Below are 16,466 nucleotides of genomic sequence, written 5' to 3' on the forward strand. Positions count from 1 at the left end.
CGACCTACGCGACTAGACCCACCACTACCCCCAACTCCCATCCCGTCTGCCGTCGACCCACACACCGTGGAGCAGGCGCGGTGCCGGGCGTCCAGGTGGAGCGCCCAACTGGACGAACGACCTGGACGCCCGGTGCCGTGTCTGCTCGGCTTGTCCTGGGTCGACGGCGGACGGGATGGGAGTTCCCCGCCTCAGCACCCCACCGGCCGGCACCCGCGTACGGCGCCCCCGCCATCCCGGAGCCGGAGCGCCCCCGCCGGAGGCATCGTCGTGAGCCGCACTCGCGTACCGCCTTGGCCACCTCGTGGTTCGTCGCCCATCAACCCGAGCCGTCAGGCGTGCGGCCGGCGGCCGGGCTGGAGCGGGGCGGAGACAGGAGCGCAGGCCCGGGCGACGGGCCGCGCGCGCCGCGCTGTGCGCGGCGGGTGCCTTGATGAAGTAGAGAAAGTCTTACCGCGCTGTGATCAGGTGCTTGCCGTCATGGCTCCGCACGTGGGGCCCCGCCCCGTCCAGGGCGTCCAGCAGCCGGATCGCGAAGACCTCGGCCATGCGCTCCTGAACCTCCGTCTGCGTCAGCCACTCAACCGCCGTCGACTCGTCGGACGTCCGCTCGGCGCCACCCGCCGGTGTGCACCGGAAGACCAGAGCGACAACGCCCCGCGTCGTGTTCTTGTAGACCCCGGTCAGCTCGTCCACCTGGACGCGGATGCCGGTCTCTTCCCAGACCTCGCGGACGACGCCCTCCTCCGGGGCCTCCGTGAGTTCGAGGACTCCCCCCGGCAGCTCCCACGTCCCGTTGTCCGCTCGGCGGATCGCGAGGAGGCGCCCGTCCTCCCGGACGACCGCCCCCGCCACCGATACGGAGTGCAGTGGCGTTGACTGGCCTTCGCGGGCGCTGTTACTCATGTATAGGAGCATAGGAGAGTGAAGAGGACCGTGGGAACTCCAGTAGGAGGTGGTCGAGCAGTACCTCGGTACGTTCAGATCGCCGATGAGATCGTCCAGCAGATCCGCGCGGGCGTCCTGAAGCCGGGCGACATGGTGCCGAGCGAGTCCGAGCTGGTCGACCGTTACGGCGTCGCCGGCGGGACGATCCGGAAGGCCATGGTGGAGGTCAGGGCAAGCGGCCTGGTCGAGACCCGGCACGGCAAGGGTTCGATCGTGAAGGACCGGCCACCCGTACGACTCCGCTCGTCGGACCGGTTCCGTGCCTCGCACCGCCGCGGGGGCAAGGCCGCCTACCTCGCCGAGTCCGAGCAGTCCGGCGCCACGGCGAAGGTGAGCGTCCTCTACATCGGCCCCATGGAAGCGCCGGCCGAGGTCGCCGAGCGCTTGGACCTCAACGCTGGCACGAAGGTTCTCGCTCGTCGCCGCCTGTACTTCCGGAACGGCACCCCGGTCGAGACCGCCTCCTCCTACCTGCCGTGGGACGTGGTCAAGGACATCCCCGAGCTGTTCGAGGAGAACCCGGGCCCCGGCGGGATCTACGCCCGACTCGAAGACCACGGCCACGTCTTCGCCGAGTTCGTCGAGACGCTCCAGGCCCGGCCGGCCACGAAGGCGGAGGCATCGGAACTCGCGCTGAGTCCTGGCGCTCCCGTGATCCACCTCCTCCGGAACGCTGTCACCGAGGAGGGACTCGTGGTCGAGGTCTGCGACACCCTCATGGCCGCTGACCAGTTCGTATTCCAGTACCGCATCCCCGCCACGGACTGACGTCCGCTCCACTCCCCGCAGCCCGTCGCGAAATCTTCTTCGCGGCGGGTTGACTCATATACAGGAGTGCTGCACTCTTCTTCATGTCACTCCTATACAGGAGTGAACGAGACCAGCCTCTATAGAGGAGTGATTCGCTGTGCGTCAGATCCCCGTCGACACCTCCACGGCCATGGTGATGGTGGCCCAGCCCCCGGCCCCGAAGATCGCGAACCGGCAGACCGGAGAGCTCGCCACCGACCGCGAAACCGGTGCGACCCTGATGACGATCGACGTCATGTTTGTCATGGACGGGAACGCGGAGATCTTGAACCTGACCGTTCCCGAGACGGGCATCTCCGGTGAGCTGACCATGGGCACTCCGGTCGCCCTGACCGGCGTCGTCGCCCGGCCGTGGGAGAACGAGTTCAACGGCCAGAAGCGCCACGGGATCAGCTTCCGCGCGGTGGCCGTCACATCCCTCACCGCAGCGAAGGCGGCCTGACGATGACCGCCTTAACGGTCACCCTCGTCCTGGTCGCTGGGACCGCGCTGCTGCTGCGGTGGCAGCGTCCGGCCTGGTACTGGATGACCTTCGGCATCGGCTTCGCCATCGTGCGGGTCTTGGTCCGGTACTCGTCCGTCATGGACGCGTGCGGGTTGACCGTCCCGCCGTCGCGCTGGCGGCTCGCCCTGGCCCGGCTCACCCGCCAGCCGCTCCCCGAATCTCGGCCCCCGCGAATTCTGCGGCTGCGGCCGACGCGTACGGGTCTGACGCTTCGGCTGAAACTCCGCCCGGGGCAGGATGCGTTCGACTTCTCGACCGCCTCCGACCGGCTGCGGCACTCACTCGTCATGCGGAACGTCACCACCCGGGAAATTCGCTCGGGTGTGGTCGAACTGCGGATGACCGGCTACGACGTGCTCAAGCGGGTGCAGATGCCCGCATTGCCCGGTGGCGGGACGATGCGAGTATCGGTGGCCCTGCGGGAGGACGGAGAGGTCTACTACCGCGACTACCGCCAGACCCCGCACGCGCTGAACGTCGGCGCCACCCAGTCCGGCAAGTCCGTCTACCAACGCAACCTCGTCGCCGCCCTCGCGGCTCTCGACGTGGCGCTCGTCGGCATCGACTGCAAGCAGGGTGTCGAACTCGCCCCACTGGCCCGGAGGTTCACGGCTCTCGCTGACAACCCCGACACCGCCGCCGACCTTCTCGATGCCCTCGTCGGGCACATGGAGGACGTCTACCAACTCATCCGCCGTGAGCAGAGGCTGAGCGCGGACATCCCCGACGCGGAGATCACCTCCGACATCTGGGACCTCCCCACCGACCTCCGTCCGACTCCGATCGTCCTGCTGGTCGATGAGGTCGCCGAACTCGCTTTCTTCGCCTCGAAGGATGAGGAGAAGCGTCGGGACCGGATCATCACGTCCCTCGTCCGGCTCGCCCAACTCGGCCGTGCCGCCGGCGTCTACCTGGAGATCTGCGGACAGCGGTTCGGCTCTGAACTCGGCAAGGGCATCACCATGCTCCGCGCCCAGCTCACGGGCCGTACCGCCCACCGCGTCAACGACGAAACGTCCGCCAACATGGCCTTCGGCGACATCTCACCGGACGCCGTACTCGCCGCCATCCAGATCCCCACCGACCGACCCGGCACCGCCGTCGTCGGCGACTCCTCCGGCGGCTGGGTCCGCATCCGGGCCCCGCACCTCACCCTGCGCCGGGCCGTGAACCTCTGCAACGCCCACGCCCACCGCACCCCGGAGATTCCCGCGCTGGACGCCTTCCGGCCCGTCCTGCCGCCCCTGGCGAAGCCCGCGACACCCGCACTCGACACGGCCCCCGCCACCGCCTGACCACTCCCTCCCCACGGCCGGCGTGACCTCCTCACGCCACGTCCCTACCCCTCCCATGCCTGAAACCGGAAAGGAGGAACCGCGATGCGCCCCACGCTCCGGCCGGACGCCGTCCTCGTGCAAGCCGTGATCGCCGGTGCCCTGTCCTTCGCCCATCTGCACGACCTCGCTCAGGCCGCCGGACAGACGGGATGGAAGGCGTGGGCCTACCCCGTCTCCGTCGACCTCCTCCTCGTCGCCGCCTGGCACCGACTCCGGAGCCTCCGGGCCGCCGGGACCTCGGCCCGCTCGGCCTGGACCTGGTTCGCCGTGGCCCTGGCCGCGTCCCTCGGCGCGAACGTCGCCACCGCCGGGCTCCTCGACCTCACCGACGTACCGGACTGGCTGCGCATCCTCGTCGCCGGATGGCCCGCCCTCGCCTTCCTCGGCGGCACGCTCCTCGTCCACGCCCCGGGCCATGCGGCGCCCGACCAGTCCGCCGCCGAGCCGGACAGGCATACCGAGCACTCCCCGGCCGTGGAAGCGGTCATCGAGCGCGAGAACACGGCCGAGCCTGAACCGGAGAACGCCGACCCCACCCCTGCCCTCCCCTCCCCGGGGCCAGAGCCGGAGCCGGGCCCGGAACCCACACCTGTGCCGGATCCCGCCCCCGTGGCCGCACCGCCGGCACTCGTCGCGCACGCCCGGAAGGTCGCCGACGACCACCGCACCCGCACCGGCCACCCGATCGACGCCGACACCCTGCGCGCCCGCCTCGGCGTCCCGCCCCTGCTGGCCGACGCCATCGCCGCCCAGCTCGCCTGAAAGGAGACCACCATGCCCGCCCGTGACCACTTCCACTCCCTGATGCGGATAGGCCCCGTGCAGATCGGCACCTACCGCGACCGCAACGGCCGTACCAAGTACGCCGCCGCCTGCACCGCCGACCGCTGCGGCTGGTCCGCCGACTACTCCAGCTCCTCCGCCGCCCAGCTCGCCGCCCGCACCCACCGCTGCACCGCCCGCTGACCCGAAGGAGAACCGCGTCATGGACGTCCCGCTCTGGCTCGCCCTGATCGTCGTCGGCGGCCTCGGCATCAAGCTCATCCGCCCGCCCTGGTGGCTGGTCGCCGTGATCCTCCTCGGCGGCTACCTCCTCGCCGACAGCATCCTCGCCCCGCTCATCGACTCCGCCATCAACTAGGGAGACCCGTCATGTTCCGACCGCGCATCCCGGTCAACCCACTGCCGACCGGCATCGTCACCCCGCTCGTCCAGCCGGCCACCGTGACCGACGCCGAACCGATGCTCCGCCACCACCAGGGCTCGGGGCCCGTCCCGGCCGCGCCCCGCGTCCAGGCCCCGGCCGTCCGCCTCACCCCGACCGGCCTCGTCACCGTCGTCGCCGGTGGCGCCGGGCTCGTGCTCCTGGTGGGCACGGTTCTCGTCTCCCTGCTGCTCGCGGTCGCCATCACCGGTGCGTCCGTCGCCGTCGTGGCGGTCGTGCTGCGGCTGCTCGTCCGCGACATGCAGAAGGGCCGGTGACCGCCGTGGACACCTACACGATGGCGGCCGCGGGCTTACCGGCCCTGGGCTGGGCCCTGCACGGCGGCGTGCTCCTCCGCCGCCTGGCCACCGCCCGCCGCGACCCTCTGACCGGCCTGCACACCCGCGCAGGATGGACCGCCCGCGCCGAACACCTGCTCACCAAGAACCCGAAGGCCCTCGTCCTCCTGGTCGACCTGGACGACTTCAAAGCCATCAACGACACCCACGGACACGCCGCCGGAGACACGGTCCTCGCCGAGACCGGCCACCGGCTGAACGACTGGTGCGGACGCCACGGCATCGCCGCCCGCCTCGGGGGAGACGAGTTCGCCGCCATCGTCACCGACCCGGACCGCACCGCCGGCCTTCGCGCCCTGCGGATCGCTCTGGATCAGCCGGTCGTCCACCACGGCCACACGTTGCCGGTCTCGGCCTCGGTCGGCCACGCGCACCGCGTGCACCTGCCGGTCCCGACCCTCACCGACGCCCTCTCGGCCGCCGACGCGGCGATGTACACCGCCAAGGGCCACGGCAGGCGCAACACACGCTGAGCGGCCCCGGGACGGCCTCTGTCGCCAAACATCCGCCGCCCCGGGCGCCTGAACCCCTCCCAGATCCACCGGACCCGAAAGGGAAAGCTCATGATGCCCCACTCCCCCACCACGCGCGTCTGCTCCCACTGCGACGGCTTCCCCGTCGTCCACGTCACCACCGGCACCACTGCCCCGGACGGCCGGCGCCGCACGCTCACCGCCACCTGCCCCGCCTGCCGGGGACTCGGCCACACGGTCCGTACCACCCTCGTGCGCGCCGGGAAGTGACCCTCTTGAACGACTCCGCCCTCATCGCGGCGGGCCTGGACTCGGCCACCCTGGGCGACATGCTCCGGGTGGCCGGGTCCTCCGGCTTCGACCGCTGGAAGCAGCAGATCCAGCGCACCGGCGGCTGCTCCAACCCCGTCCACCTTCAGGGCTGGACCCTCAGCCAGGACAAGACCACCGGTGAAACCCTGCACCGGTACTCCACCGACACCGAACCCGGCGGACGGCTCCGGGTCGCCTGCGGCAACCGGCGGGCCTCCCGCTGCCCCGCCTGCGCCTGGACCTACGCCGGGGACACCTTCCACCTCATCCGCGCCGGTCTCGCCGGAGACGACCGCCGCGACATCCCCACCGCCGTCCGTGACCACCCCCGCGTGTTCCTCACCCTCACCGCTCCGTCCTTCGGCCCCGTCCACAACCGACCCGGAAACCGCCCCTGCCGCTGCGGCACCCACCACGCCGAGGGCGATCCCGCGCTCGGCACCCCGCTCGACCCCGACACATACGATTACGCCGCCGCCGTCCTGTTCAACAACTACGCGGGGCAGCTCTGGCAGAGGTTCACGAACCGCCTCCGTCGCGACATCGCCGCGTGCGCAGGCCTCTCGCAACGGGAGTTGAAGGAGGTCGCCCGAATCTCGTACGGGAAGGTGGCCGAGTTCCAGAAGCGCGGCGCCGTCCACTTCCACGCCGTCGTCCGTCTCGACGGCCCGGATGGTCCGGACAGTCCTCCGCCGTCCTGGGCCACCACCGACCTGCTGACCCGCTCGGTCCGGGCGGCTGCCGCGCACGCGTACACGACCGTCACCGTCCCCGCCGCCGGCGAGCAGCCCGCCCGGCGCCTCCGCTGGGGCACCCAGCTCGACATCCGGCCCGTCAAAGCCTTCGGGGACGGCTCCGACATCACCGAACAGGCCGTCGCCTCCTACATCGCCAAGTACTCCACCAAGGCCGCCGAGACCACCGGCAGCCTCGACCGCCGTATCGGGAACCGTGAGGCCCTGGTCCTCCTCGGCGTCCCCGACCACACCCGGCGCCTGGTGGAAGCCTGCTTCGACCTCGACCCGCTCTACCCGGACCGGCGCCTCCTCGCCTGGGCCCACATGCTCGGCTTCCGGGGCCACTTCTCCACCAAGTCCCGGCAGTACTCCACCACCCTGGGCGAACTCCGCCGGACCCGCGCCGAGTACCGCGCCGCCCAGGAACGCGCCGCCCGGGGCCTGGACGACATGGAGCCGGACACCGTCCTCGTCCTGGCCTCCTGGCAGTACGCCGGTCAGGGCCACAGCCCCGGAGAGGCCGTCCTCGCCGCTGCCATCGCACGGGACATCCAGCTCAACCGCGAAACCGCACGCGAAGCCCTGCGCGATCAACTCACCCCGGAAGGAGCCGCAGCATGACCACCACCAACGCTGAATTGCTGACCGTGCCCGAGGTCATGGAGCGGCTCAAGCTCGGACGTTCCATGGTCTACGACCTCATCCGCTCCCGCCGCCTGGTCTCCATCACCATCGGCCGGTCTCGGCGTATCCCCGCCGACGCCGTCCGGGACTTCATCGCTGGCCAGATTGAGGAGGCCGCCTGATGGCCACGCAGCGCAAGCGCAACCCCAATGGCGCCGGCACCATCACCCAGCGGAAGGACGGACGCTTCCAGGCCGCCGTCTACGTCCTCCAGCCGGATGGCACCCGCGCCCGCAAGTTCGCCTACGGCAAGACCTGGGCCGAGTGCGACACCAAGCGCCGGGCGCTCCTCGACAAAGTCGCGAGCGGCACCCCCGTGCCCACCCGCTCGGCGAAGCTCTCCGAGTGGCTGACGTACTGGCTGGAGAGCGTCGTCCGGCCGCGCCGCAAGCTCAGCACGTACGACAAGTACGAGGCGCACGTGCGGCTCTACCTTTCCCCCATGCTCGGCACGAAGCGGCTGGAGTCCCTCAGCGTCGCGGACGTCCGGCGCTTCCTGCTCCAGCTGGAGAAGAAGACCACCGCTGCCACCGCCAAGGAGTCCCACCGCGTGCTGCGTACGGCCCTCTCCGCCGCCTGCCGGGAGGAGCTGATCGTCCGGAACGTCGCCAAGCTCGTGGAACCGCCCAGGGCCGCCGTACGCGACCTCAGCCCGTGGTCCCTCGACGAGACGCTCAACTTCCTCGCCGCCGCCCGCCGGGACCCCCTGTACGCCGCCTTCGTGCTCGCCATCGCGATGGGGCTCCGCCGGGGCGAGATCGTCGGACTGCGCTGGAACGACATCGACCTGGAGAACCGCGTCCTCCTGGTCCGCCAACAGGTGCAGCGCCGCCGCGGAGTGCTCTACAACGACGAGACCAAGGGACGTCGCTCCCGCGCGATCCCGCTCCCCGCCATGTGCCTGGCTCCCCTGCGCTGGCACCGGATACGTCAGAAGGCGACGTACGAAGCAACCGGCACCGAGTGGACGGCCACGGGCTACGTCTTCGCCACCCGCACCGGTCGCCCCGTCGAGCCCCGCAACGTCCACCGCTCCTTCGTCCGCGTCAGCGAGGCCGCCGGCCTCCGACTCATCCGGCTCCACGACGCCCGGCACGGGTGCGCGACGCTCCTCACCGCAGCCGGGGTCGCGCCCCGAGTCGTGATGGAGATCCTGGGGCACAGCCAGATCAGCCTGACCATGGACGTGTACACCCACGTCGTCCAGGACACCCAGCGCGAGGCCATCAGCCACATGGACCGACTCCTCACACGGAAACGGCCCGACCGCCCCCGTTGATGTCACCTGTAGATGTCAAAGACCCCCGACCAAGATCGGTCGGGGGTCTTCGCGTTTCCTACCTGGAGCCCCCTGTCGGGTTCGAACCGACGACCCCCGCTTTACAAGAGTGGGATGGCGGCCCTGCGGCTGACCTGCACAGACGCCGCGGGAGCTGATCGACACCGTAGAGCCCGACAATGCCCCTCGTTCCCCGTGGTTCCCCGCATGATCTGGCACGGATGTGGCATGGTCCTGGCCGGTGCCTGCCAGTGCCTCGGGATGGCGTCCACCTGCGCGCGGTCGGCTCCCGAGATGTCCAGCTCTGCAGTGCAGCTGCATCCCTGGCTCTGTCCGGGGGCCAGTGCCCGCCGCGCGCGAACCTTCTAGTCGTCCCCGCTGGCAACAGCTCCGGAGGCCGGGCGTACTAGAGGTGGCCTCTGGGGCGTTGGACAGCCCAGCAGCGCATCGCAGGCGCCCTCTTCGTAGGCTCCGTTCGCCTGCCCTCAGCACCGGCACGTCTGACGGGGTAGTCGCATCACAGGCTGGGACTGTCACTCAGCGTTTGTGTTCTATACGCTATGCGATTGCGCGTCGATGACGCCGCCTGGGGGAGGGAGCCGCAAGAGGAACATGAACCGCCGCCCGTTCCTGACGTATCTCGATCAAGCTTGGAATCGCCTGTTTCACGGGCGAGGACGGTCAGAAATACCAGACATCATCAATTGGGCAGATATTAATGCCTCCTGGCCCGATGTTCGCAAAAACGTTGTAACTGCACTCCGGAGCGGCCAGGTCGGACCTGATTATGTCGAGGTGTTAGATCTCCCTAAAAACGCCGTCGCCGTGCGTCCAATTGCGCGCCTAACGGTGCACGATCGTCTTGTTTACGACACGCTCGCGTTCTCCATTGCTGAGCTCGTTGAGGCACAGCTGCACGATAGCGTCTACAGCGCCCGATGGGGTGACAACGGCAAGTCGTTTTGGTCACCAGTTAACTCGTGGGTTTCGATGCAAAAACGCGGCGCGCGAATGCTAGACGAAACACCTTTCCAGCTGGCCCGAACCGACGTCGTTTCGTTCTACGAACACATTGACATCGAAACATTGGCAGTCGATATTCAAGCCACTGGAGCTTCAACCTGGGTAACGGAAAGCCTGATTACTTATCTCCGAATGTTCCAGTCATCGAGCCACGCTTGGGGGATACCGCAGGGACCTGACTCTTCAGCCATTTTGGCCAATCTCTACCTTCTCCCCGTAGATGAGTTCGTCCACAGATCGCATTTCAAGTATCTGCGATATTCGGATGACATGATGATTTTCGATACCGAGAGAGAGGCCCTTCGGAATAGCCTGCTCGAAATAAACGCTATCCTTCGATCGCGTCGCCTTTCGATGTCTACGACTAAAACCAACATCTATGACGAGGTGCAGGCACTTTCACAGCTTGAAGACCTAGAAAAAGACGCCATCAACTACGGAATAAAGATCGGAGAGGTTGGTGCAGACGAAAGGCTATACAAACTGTTCTTGGAAGCAGCCGAGGGGAAGCAAGTCGATCGAGACGTCAAGTTCGCACTCTTCCGAATGGGGAATCTAAGAGACGATCGCGCTCTTCCATGGGCATTGCGACACCTCAAGGAAAGTCACCACTTGGCGGTTGAGCTGATCAAATACCTTGAGTGCTTCCCTGAACGCCTGCCCGCCGTCACCAGGGCCTACGTCTCCACGATGCATCAGGCCGCCGGCCATAAGTACGACAGCCTCGAGCAGCGGATACTGCAAGCCGCCACACGCCAGAGAATCCGCTCGCCCGAAATCCGAGACGCAGCCTGGGCGATACTGGCGAATAAGAATAAGTCCAGTCTTCCTCGCGAGTTCGCTGCCCGATACCTTGGAAAGGTAAGTACGATCGCTGATGGGCAACTCCTGCGTCGGGAGTATGAGCACGAATCCGACGTTAACGTTCGACGTGCGCTACTCGTCGCGATGTACGAGGCTCGTTCAATTTCACGCCCGCTCCTTGAAGGACTGGCGCAATCAAACTCCAGACTAATGTGGGTTAGTCGCTACTTGCTCGGCAACCCCGTCGTACCCCTACCTCGCTAGGAGAGGTTTTGCTGCGGCTTGCTATCTACGCATTCCTGGCCATTTCGGCGGGGGTAGCCAGTTTTTTCATCCCCAATTCCACTATCGTCAACATGACGGCTGGCCTCAGCGTTGGACTGTTCGTACCGGTGGTTGATGAGGTGGCACAGAACTGGGGCAACATCAGGCACCTCTGGTATTCGCTGCGTTACCGCAAGCGTTCCATTCGCGTCTCGACGTCGTACCTGTTCAAAATCTACCTTGATGGAAAGTATCTATTGATCCGGGGATCGCGATATCGCACTCAGTTCCAACCAGTGGGCGGGGTTCATAAAGTTTCACCTCAAGGTAACGCCACGCTTGCCGCCATGGGAGTAACGGACGACGACCTGATACCCCTTGACGCCGTGAGATATGGTGATCTGCGCGTGCGGGTTCCAGGGAAGAATATATATCAGTTTTTCAAGTGGTTCGACTCTCGACAAGGCCGGGAAGATTCCCCTTGGCGAGAATTTCAGGAAGAATTGCTCGCGACTGGCGTTCTGCCGCAAGAAAAGTTTCCACATATCATGCATAACTATCTCAAGCGAGAGGTCGATCCAATTCGCTACAGCGAGTGGGCTGCATCGCTGGAGATTCTTGTAGCAGACGTTTACGAGCTTGTGCCGAATCAGGAACAAGAGGACGCTTTTCGCCAACTTGCTAACGCTGGACATCCAGACATTGCGTGGGTCTCCTCACAGCAGATCAGACGTCGTGGTGCCATCGCGGGGCAACCTCAGACCATCGAAATCTCGGCGCACAGTCAGAGGATCTTGTGACGAGGTCGGTGGAGCGGCTTTGGGCTGGAGCTGCTTTGGGGCGAGTGATCATGGCCCCGTAAGCTTCCGGCGCGTCGGGCAGTCTGTGGACCTGCCCGGTAAGGCACGACGTTGGGGCCATGATCTTAGAGGCTCGCCCCAAAGTGGCTGCCTAAAGCCGTGGAACCGACCGCCCCAGCCACAGAGGGGTTCGCCACCCATCAACCCAAGCTGTCAGGCGTGCGGCCGGCGGCCGGGCTGGAGCGGGGCGGAGACAGGAGCGCAGGCCCGGGCGACGGGCCGCGCGCGCCGCGCTGTGCGCGGCGGGTGCCTTGATGAGGTAGAGAAACTTGTAACACCTCAGGGCCGTGCGTCTGCTCGGTCGGCAAGCTCCTTCAACTCCGGCGGCGTCGTACGTCCCGCGAAGAGGAGGAGGTCCCGGATCGTGTCCCTGGCGGCGACATGGGTGTGGATCAAGTCGGGGGACAGTGCCTCCGCCTCCAGCAGTGCTCCAAGTGCTTCTCCGACCTGGCGTCGCTGCGCGTAGGCGCGACCGAGGTCCATCTTTAGGCGGGCCCGGCGCTCCAGTGACAGTGAGGACGTGTCCAGCTCGGTGCCGACTTCGATGGCCTCGCCGGCGTCTCCCAGTTCGACCGCGATCGAGACGGCCTGGATCTCCACGTTGGTCGGGCCGAACTCCAGGTTGAAGTCGTTGCGGTCCTCTCCCAGTCGTGCCGCTACTTCTCGGGCTCGGTGCATCTCCTGTCGTGCGCGGGTGCGGTCTCCCGCTCGCGCGTGGATGAGGGCCAGCGCCAGGTGCAGGGCTCCGATGACCGACAGCGCCTCGGGTTCGCCCGCGGTTTCGCGGTAGTGCCGTTCCAACGCGTTCAGGGCAGTGGTCGCGGCGTGCTCGGCCTGGTCCAGGTGCTTGAGCCGTACGAAGGCCTGGGAGAGACGGAAGACGCTGGCGAAGACGTCCAAGGGGTTGCCCGAGTCCTCCGCCGCGCGGATGGCGCGGTCCGCCGCCACCCATGCCGCGTCCGCCTCGTCCTGCCGGACGAACGCTGCGGCAAGGGCCTGGTACGTACGGCTGAGAAGGCCCCACAGCCTTCCGCGCTCCTCTGGAGGAGCCGTTCTGGCGGCACGCTCGATCCGGGGCACCAGAGGCCCCAGCATGGAACTCAGCTCCGCGAACTCGTTGGCGTGGGTCAGCTCCCACACCCGGTCGACCGCGCGTTGGAGTTCTTCCACGTTGACGGGGCTGGGGCCGGCCGAGCCGAGGACAACTTCCGGAACAGGGTGGCCCGAGATGACCAGGCGCGCCTGGTCGAGATCGTTCGGCAGCTCGGCGGCGGGTTCTTCCACCGGGGCCTGCACCGGGGCGTCCGCCCGTAGCTCCTGCACGGAGACCCCCAGGCCGTCCGCCAGTAGCCGCAGTACGTCGAGACGGTTGACCGGCTGGATGCCCCGTTCCACCTGGGACAGCCAACTCGCGGTACGGCCGATCTCGGCTGCCAACTGCTTCTGCGTGAGGCCGCGCTGCTCGCGAAGGTCCGCGACCCGCGCGCCGAACACGCGGCGTTCCTCTGGGGTCACTTCCACGCCCCGGCTGCGCCCTGGCTCTGCACGAAGGTGACATCGAAGTCCGTGACGTACTTCTGCCGTTCCGCCAGGAAGTGTCGGGTGTGCGGCTGCTGCTCGTGCTGCTCGAACGCCTCACGGTCGGCGTACAGCTCGTAGAACAGGCGGGTGTTGGGTTCGTCCTCCACGGCGTGCACGACGTACGCGAGGGTGCCGGGCTCGTGGGCCTGGATGCCCTTCAGCGTCTCCTCGACGAGGGCGTCGAAAGCCGTCGCCGCTTCTGCGTCGCGCAGGTGGAACCGGACGACAAGGCCGAAGCCGCTGGTCATGTGGTCCTCCCTAGGTCTTGGCTGGCGCTTACCCATTGCGTTGCGCAACAGGTAGAGCCAGCGTCGCAGAGATTCAGCGCCACTACTACTCGCAGAACTTCTTGACTCACAGTTTTACTGCGCCTACTTTCGTAGTGAAGCTGCGACCCGGTGCGCATCACCGGGCCTGACTCAAGGAGTGACCATGCCGTCGTTCAAGGTGGACACGTCGACCGCTGTGGTGTTCGTGGCGACCGTGCCCGTGCCGAAGCTCGTGAGCAAGCAGACCGGTGAGCGGGCGATGGACCGGGAGACCGGTGCCGGGCTGTCCACGGTGGGGCTGCTGATCTCGGATGAAGGGGAGGGCAACCTGTACCAGGTGACGGTTCCGGAGACGGGGCTGCCGGACGGTCTCACGCCGGGTATGCCCGTGACGGTCATCGGGCTGAAGGCGCGGGACTGGGAGAACACGTTCAACGGGCAGACGCGTCACGGCATCTCGTTCCGCGCTGTCGCGGTCACCCCGGTAGGGGCCTGACCATGGCTGACATCTCGACGTTATGGGAGGTCGGTCTCCCGCTCGCCGGAACCGCCGGCGGTCTGGGATACGCGAGGGCCCGTGCGCCTCGGGTGTTCTGGTCGGTGGTGGGTCTGCCGGTGACGGCGGTGCGGTTCGCGGTGTCGTACCACGCGACGATGGACGTGTGCGGGCTGACGGTGCAGCCCTCTCGGCTGAGGGCGTTCATGGTCCGCAACATCGCCCGCCGCCCCGATGTCCAGCCCGTCCCGCCGAAGATTCGCCGAGTGCGGGGCACCGCGACCGGCCTGCGGGTGACCCTCCGGCTCCCGGCCGGTCTGGAGCCCGCTGACGTGAAGGCGGCCTCCGAGAGGCTGCGGCACGCCTGGGGCGTCCACTCCGTCACCGTCGTGGAGACGAAGCCAGGGTACGTGGAGCTCCGGATGACCGGCTACGACGTCCTGCATCGGGTACGGATGCCGCGCCGTGTCGTGTCGGGTCCGCTGTCGGTTCCGGTCGCGCTGCGGGAGGACGGTACGGCGTTCGTACGGGACTACCTGAAGGTGCCCCATGCCCTGACGCTCGGTGCGAACCAGTCCGGCAAGTCCATGTACCAGCGGAACCTGATCGCCGGACTCGCCCGCCTTCCCGTGGCTCTGGTCGGCATCGACTGCAAGCGGGGAGTCGAGCATCGCGGCTACGCGCCCCGTCTCTCCGCCCTCGCCACCACACCTGAGGAAGCGGACGGTCTGCTGGACGCTCTGGTCGGGGAGATGGAAGGCCGTTTCGATCTCCTCAGCGCGCACGGTGTCGCCGACATCTGGGCCCTGCCGGAGGATGTCCGCCCGGTGCCTGTCGTGGTCCTGGTGGACGAGGTCGCCGAGCTGTTCCTGGTCGCGACGAAGAAGGATGAGGAACGGCGGGACCGGATGGTCACCCAGCTCATCCGTCTCGGGCAGTTGGCCCGTGCGGCTGGCGTCTTCCTGGAGGTCTGCGGGCAGCGCTTCGGCTCCGACCTCGGCAAGGGCGCGACCGCCCTGCGTGCCCAGCTCACCGGCCGGGCCGTGCACCGGGTCAACGACAAGCAGACCGCCGAAATGGGGGTCGGGGACATCGCACCGGACGCGGTGGTCACGGTGCTGGCCATCCCGCCGGACCGGCCCGGCATCGCGGTCGCCGGTGACACCTCCGGCGGCTGGTCCCGCATCCGCACCCCTCAGCTCAGCGCCACCGAAGCCGCCGCGATCTGCGCCGCGCACGCTCATCTCACTCCGGATCTGACCGCGCTCGCCGCCTGGCGCCCCGCCGCCGCGGACTCGGCCGGCGCCGACACCGGGCCCGTTCCGCTGACGAAGCCAAGCCCGGCCACCGCATAACACCCCCGTCCCACCTCGGCGGCGTGACCCTCTCACGCCAGGTCCCTACCCGACCCATGCCCGAAAGGAGGTGACCCTCGTGTTCCGTACCCTCCGCCTTGATGCCGTCCTGGTCCAGGCCGTCATCGCAGGGGCCTTGTCCTTCGCCCACCTGCACGACCTCGCGGCCGCAGCCGGACAGGACGGCTGGAAGGCCTGGGCCTACCCGGTCTCCGTCGACCTGCTCCTGGTCGCTGCCTGGCGCCGCATGCGCAAGGACGGCGGCAACCGCGACGCCTGGCTCTGGTTCGCCATCGCCCTGATCGCATCACTGGGTGCCAACGTCGCCACCGCCGGACTCCTCGACATGAGCGATGTCCCGGACTGGCTGCGCATCCTCGTCGCCGGATGGCCCGCCCTGGCCTTCCTCGGCGGGACCCTGCTCGCCCACGCGCCCCGCCCCGCCCCGGAACCCGCGCCCGCTCCCGTGCCGGAGTCCACCACACCGGTCGCCCGCGAAGAGCCCGGCCCGGAACCGGCGGCCGAAGTCGCCGTGGAGCGTGCTCCCCAACCCGCGCCCGAACTCCCGCCGGCCGACTCCACTCCCGCCGAAGCGCCGCCGCAGCCCGTCCCCGACCCGCCGACGGTGCCGGTGCCGCCCGCTCTGCTGGCGCACGCCCAAAAGCTCGCGGACACCCACCGGGCCCGGACCGGTCGGCCGATCGACGCGGAAACCCTCCGCACCCGCCATGGCATCCCGGCCGCTCTCGCAGACTCCATCACCCTCCAACTCGCCTGAATGGAAAGGAGGTTCATCCCGTGCGTCCGAACCGCTTCTACGACGTGACCCGCATCGGCCCGGTCCAGGTCGGCACCCACCGCGACGGCAGGGGCCGCACCAAGCACACCGCCGTGTGCACGGCCCCGCGCTGCGACTTCTCCGCCGACTACAACACCCGCGCCGCCGCCGAACTCGCCGCCCGCACCCACCGCTGCAACCCCCGCTGACCCGAAGGAGTTCCGCGCCATGAACGTTCCGCTCTGGCTCGCCCTGCTCATCGTCGGCGGCCTCGGCATCAAGCTCATTCGCCCGCCCTGGTGGCTCGTCGCCGTCCTGCTGCTCGGCGGCTACCTCCTGGCCGACAGCCTGCTCGCCCCGCTCATCGACAACACGATCAAGTAGGGAG

At 68.0% G+C, this 16,466-nt stretch carries 22 protein-coding genes and 1 tRNA gene; 19 read left to right on the forward strand and 4 right to left on the reverse strand.

Features of this window, described 5'->3' with window-relative positions; genetic code table 11:
- Positions 1-450: 450 nt before the first annotated feature.
- Complete coding sequence (locus ACFY60_RS11705; protein ID WP_388610371.1) at positions 451-918, reverse strand: NUDIX hydrolase; 468 nt, start codon at positions 916-918, stop codon at positions 451-453.
- Between the two features lie 18 nt (positions 919-936).
- On the opposite strand from ACFY60_RS11705, the gene ACFY60_RS11710 reads away from it, so the two are divergent.
- From ACFY60_RS11710 to ACFY60_RS11765, 12 genes are all read left to right on the forward strand, one after another.
- Positions 937-1,716 (forward strand): GntR family transcriptional regulator, encoded by a 780-nt coding sequence (locus ACFY60_RS11710; protein ID WP_388610370.1) that lies wholly within the window; start codon positions 937-939, stop codon positions 1,714-1,716.
- Positions 1,717-1,855: 139 nt separating this feature from the next.
- Entirely contained in the window at positions 1,856-2,200 is a 345-nt protein-coding gene (locus tag ACFY60_RS11715; RefSeq protein WP_388610368.1) for a hypothetical protein, read from the forward strand.
- A 2-nt stretch (positions 2,201-2,202) separates the two neighbouring features.
- Positions 2,203-3,558 carry an FtsK/SpoIIIE domain-containing protein gene (locus tag ACFY60_RS11720; protein WP_388610367.1) on the forward strand — a complete coding sequence of 452 codons (1,356 nt, stop codon included), beginning with the start codon at positions 2,203-2,205 and terminating at the stop codon, positions 3,556-3,558.
- Between the two features lie 84 nt (positions 3,559-3,642).
- Positions 3,643-4,362, forward strand: a complete 720-nt coding sequence (locus tag ACFY60_RS11725) for a DUF2637 domain-containing protein (protein WP_388610365.1) — start codon at positions 3,643-3,645, stop codon at positions 4,360-4,362.
- Positions 4,363-4,374: 12 nt separating this feature from the next.
- Positions 4,375-4,566 carry a mobile element transfer protein gene (locus tag ACFY60_RS11730; protein WP_388610363.1) on the forward strand — a complete coding sequence of 64 codons (192 nt, stop codon included), beginning with the start codon at positions 4,375-4,377 and terminating at the stop codon, positions 4,564-4,566.
- 19 nt (positions 4,567-4,585) lie between these two features.
- Complete coding sequence (locus ACFY60_RS11735; RefSeq protein ID WP_388610361.1) at positions 4,586-4,741, forward strand: hypothetical protein; 156 nt, start codon at positions 4,586-4,588, stop codon at positions 4,739-4,741.
- 11 nt (positions 4,742-4,752) lie between these two features.
- Positions 4,753-5,082: a SpdD-like protein gene (locus ACFY60_RS11740; RefSeq protein ID WP_388610360.1), complete on the forward strand. Its 330-nt coding sequence runs from the start codon at positions 4,753-4,755 to the stop codon at positions 5,080-5,082.
- Between the two features lie 5 nt (positions 5,083-5,087).
- Positions 5,088-5,636: a GGDEF domain-containing protein gene (locus ACFY60_RS11745; protein ID WP_388611017.1), complete on the forward strand. Its 549-nt coding sequence runs from the start codon at positions 5,088-5,090 to the stop codon at positions 5,634-5,636.
- Positions 5,637-5,726: 90 nt separating this feature from the next.
- On the forward strand, positions 5,727-5,906 hold the full coding sequence (locus tag ACFY60_RS11750; protein ID WP_388610358.1) for a hypothetical protein: 180 nt from the start codon (positions 5,727-5,729) through the stop codon (positions 5,904-5,906).
- A gap of 5 nt (positions 5,907-5,911) precedes the next feature.
- Entirely contained in the window at positions 5,912-7,306 is a 1,395-nt protein-coding gene (gene repSA / locus ACFY60_RS11755) for a replication initiator protein RepSA (protein WP_388610356.1), read from the forward strand.
- On the forward strand, positions 7,303-7,491 hold the full coding sequence (locus ACFY60_RS11760; protein ID WP_388610354.1) for a helix-turn-helix domain-containing protein: 189 nt from the start codon (positions 7,303-7,305) through the stop codon (positions 7,489-7,491). The genes repSA and ACFY60_RS11760 overlap by 4 nt, the downstream gene beginning before the upstream one ends.
- The gene (locus ACFY60_RS11765) at positions 7,491-8,648 is read left to right on the forward strand and encodes a tyrosine-type recombinase/integrase (RefSeq protein WP_388610352.1); all 1,158 of its coding nucleotides are present in this window, start codon (positions 7,491-7,493) and stop codon (positions 8,646-8,648) included. The genes ACFY60_RS11760 and ACFY60_RS11765 overlap by 1 nt, the downstream gene beginning before the upstream one ends.
- Before the next feature lie 63 nt (positions 8,649-8,711).
- On the opposite strand, the gene ACFY60_RS11770 is transcribed toward ACFY60_RS11765, so the two are convergent.
- Positions 8,712-8,784, reverse strand: a tRNA-Thr gene (locus ACFY60_RS11770).
- A 476-nt stretch (positions 8,785-9,260) separates the two neighbouring features.
- On the opposite strand from ACFY60_RS11770, the gene ACFY60_RS11775 reads away from it, so the two are divergent.
- Positions 9,261-10,739, forward strand: coding sequence for an RNA-directed DNA polymerase (locus tag ACFY60_RS11775; RefSeq protein ID WP_388610350.1), 1,479 nt, complete (start codon positions 9,261-9,263; stop codon positions 10,737-10,739).
- 8 nt (positions 10,740-10,747) lie between these two features.
- Entirely contained in the window at positions 10,748-11,539 is a 792-nt protein-coding gene (locus ACFY60_RS11780; protein WP_388610348.1) for a hypothetical protein, read from the forward strand.
- A 339-nt stretch (positions 11,540-11,878) separates the two neighbouring features.
- Here ACFY60_RS11780 and ACFY60_RS11785 read toward each other — a convergent pair whose 3' ends face one another.
- Both ACFY60_RS11785 and ACFY60_RS11790 read right to left on the reverse strand, forming a co-directional pair.
- Positions 11,879-13,120, reverse strand: coding sequence for a helix-turn-helix domain-containing protein (locus ACFY60_RS11785; protein ID WP_388610345.1), 1,242 nt, complete (start codon positions 13,118-13,120; stop codon positions 11,879-11,881).
- The gene (locus ACFY60_RS11790; RefSeq protein WP_388610344.1) at positions 13,111-13,428 is read right to left on the reverse strand and encodes a putative quinol monooxygenase; all 318 of its coding nucleotides are present in this window, start codon (positions 13,426-13,428) and stop codon (positions 13,111-13,113) included. Before ACFY60_RS11790 ends, ACFY60_RS11785 begins: the two co-directional genes overlap by 10 nt.
- Positions 13,429-13,612: 184 nt before the next feature.
- Here ACFY60_RS11790 and ACFY60_RS11795 point away from each other — a divergent pair, with 184 nt between their 5' ends.
- The 5 genes from ACFY60_RS11795 (at position 13,613) to ACFY60_RS11815 (ending at position 16,462) form a co-directional block, all read left to right on the forward strand.
- Positions 13,613-13,945 (forward strand): hypothetical protein, encoded by a 333-nt coding sequence (locus ACFY60_RS11795; protein WP_388610343.1) that lies wholly within the window; start codon positions 13,613-13,615, stop codon positions 13,943-13,945.
- Between the two features lie 2 nt (positions 13,946-13,947).
- The gene (locus ACFY60_RS11800) at positions 13,948-15,300 is read left to right on the forward strand and encodes an FtsK/SpoIIIE domain-containing protein (protein WP_309056208.1); all 1,353 of its coding nucleotides are present in this window, start codon (positions 13,948-13,950) and stop codon (positions 15,298-15,300) included.
- Between the two features lie 79 nt (positions 15,301-15,379).
- The gene (locus ACFY60_RS11805) at positions 15,380-16,078 is read left to right on the forward strand and encodes a DUF2637 domain-containing protein (protein ID WP_388610341.1); all 699 of its coding nucleotides are present in this window, start codon (positions 15,380-15,382) and stop codon (positions 16,076-16,078) included.
- Between the two features lie 20 nt (positions 16,079-16,098).
- Entirely contained in the window at positions 16,099-16,287 is a 189-nt protein-coding gene (locus tag ACFY60_RS11810; protein ID WP_109185026.1) for a mobile element transfer protein, read from the forward strand.
- 19 nt (positions 16,288-16,306) lie between these two features.
- A complete protein-coding gene (locus ACFY60_RS11815; RefSeq protein ID WP_388610339.1) occupies positions 16,307-16,462 on the forward strand; it encodes a hypothetical protein in 156 nt (51 codons plus the stop codon).
- Positions 16,463-16,466 lie beyond the last annotated feature (4 nt).

It is taken from the genome of Streptomyces sp. NPDC012827 (genome assembly GCF_042900905.1).
Classification (GTDB): domain Bacteria; phylum Actinomycetota; class Actinomycetes; order Streptomycetales; family Streptomycetaceae; genus Streptomyces; species Streptomyces gulbargensis.

Coding starts and splice junctions, on each gene's coding strand:
- ACFY60_RS11705 (WP_388610371.1), bottom strand. CDS start 918: ATGCTCCTATACATGAGTAACAGCGCCCGCGAAGGCCAGTCAACGCCA.
- ACFY60_RS11720 (WP_388610367.1), top strand. CDS start 2,203: ATGACCGCCTTAACGGTCACCCTCGTCCTGGTCGCTGGGACCGCGCTG.
- ACFY60_RS11725 (WP_388610365.1), top strand. CDS start 3,643: ATGCGCCCCACGCTCCGGCCGGACGCCGTCCTCGTGCAAGCCGTGATC.
- ACFY60_RS11730 (WP_388610363.1), top strand. CDS start 4,375: ATGCCCGCCCGTGACCACTTCCACTCCCTGATGCGGATAGGCCCCGTG.
- ACFY60_RS11735 (WP_388610361.1), top strand. CDS start 4,586: ATGGACGTCCCGCTCTGGCTCGCCCTGATCGTCGTCGGCGGCCTCGGC.
- ACFY60_RS11740 (WP_388610360.1), top strand. CDS start 4,753: ATGTTCCGACCGCGCATCCCGGTCAACCCACTGCCGACCGGCATCGTC.
- ACFY60_RS11750 (WP_388610358.1), top strand. CDS start 5,727: ATGATGCCCCACTCCCCCACCACGCGCGTCTGCTCCCACTGCGACGGC.
- ACFY60_RS11760 (WP_388610354.1), top strand. CDS start 7,303: ATGACCACCACCAACGCTGAATTGCTGACCGTGCCCGAGGTCATGGAG.
- ACFY60_RS11765 (WP_388610352.1), top strand. CDS start 7,491: ATGGCCACGCAGCGCAAGCGCAACCCCAATGGCGCCGGCACCATCACC.
- ACFY60_RS11775 (WP_388610350.1), top strand. CDS start 9,261: ATGAACCGCCGCCCGTTCCTGACGTATCTCGATCAAGCTTGGAATCGC.
- ACFY60_RS11790 (WP_388610344.1), bottom strand. CDS start 13,428: ATGACCAGCGGCTTCGGCCTTGTCGTCCGGTTCCACCTGCGCGACGCA.
- ACFY60_RS11795 (WP_388610343.1), top strand. CDS start 13,613: ATGCCGTCGTTCAAGGTGGACACGTCGACCGCTGTGGTGTTCGTGGCG.
- ACFY60_RS11800 (WP_309056208.1), top strand. CDS start 13,948: ATGGCTGACATCTCGACGTTATGGGAGGTCGGTCTCCCGCTCGCCGGA.
- ACFY60_RS11815 (WP_388610339.1), top strand. CDS start 16,307: ATGAACGTTCCGCTCTGGCTCGCCCTGCTCATCGTCGGCGGCCTCGGC.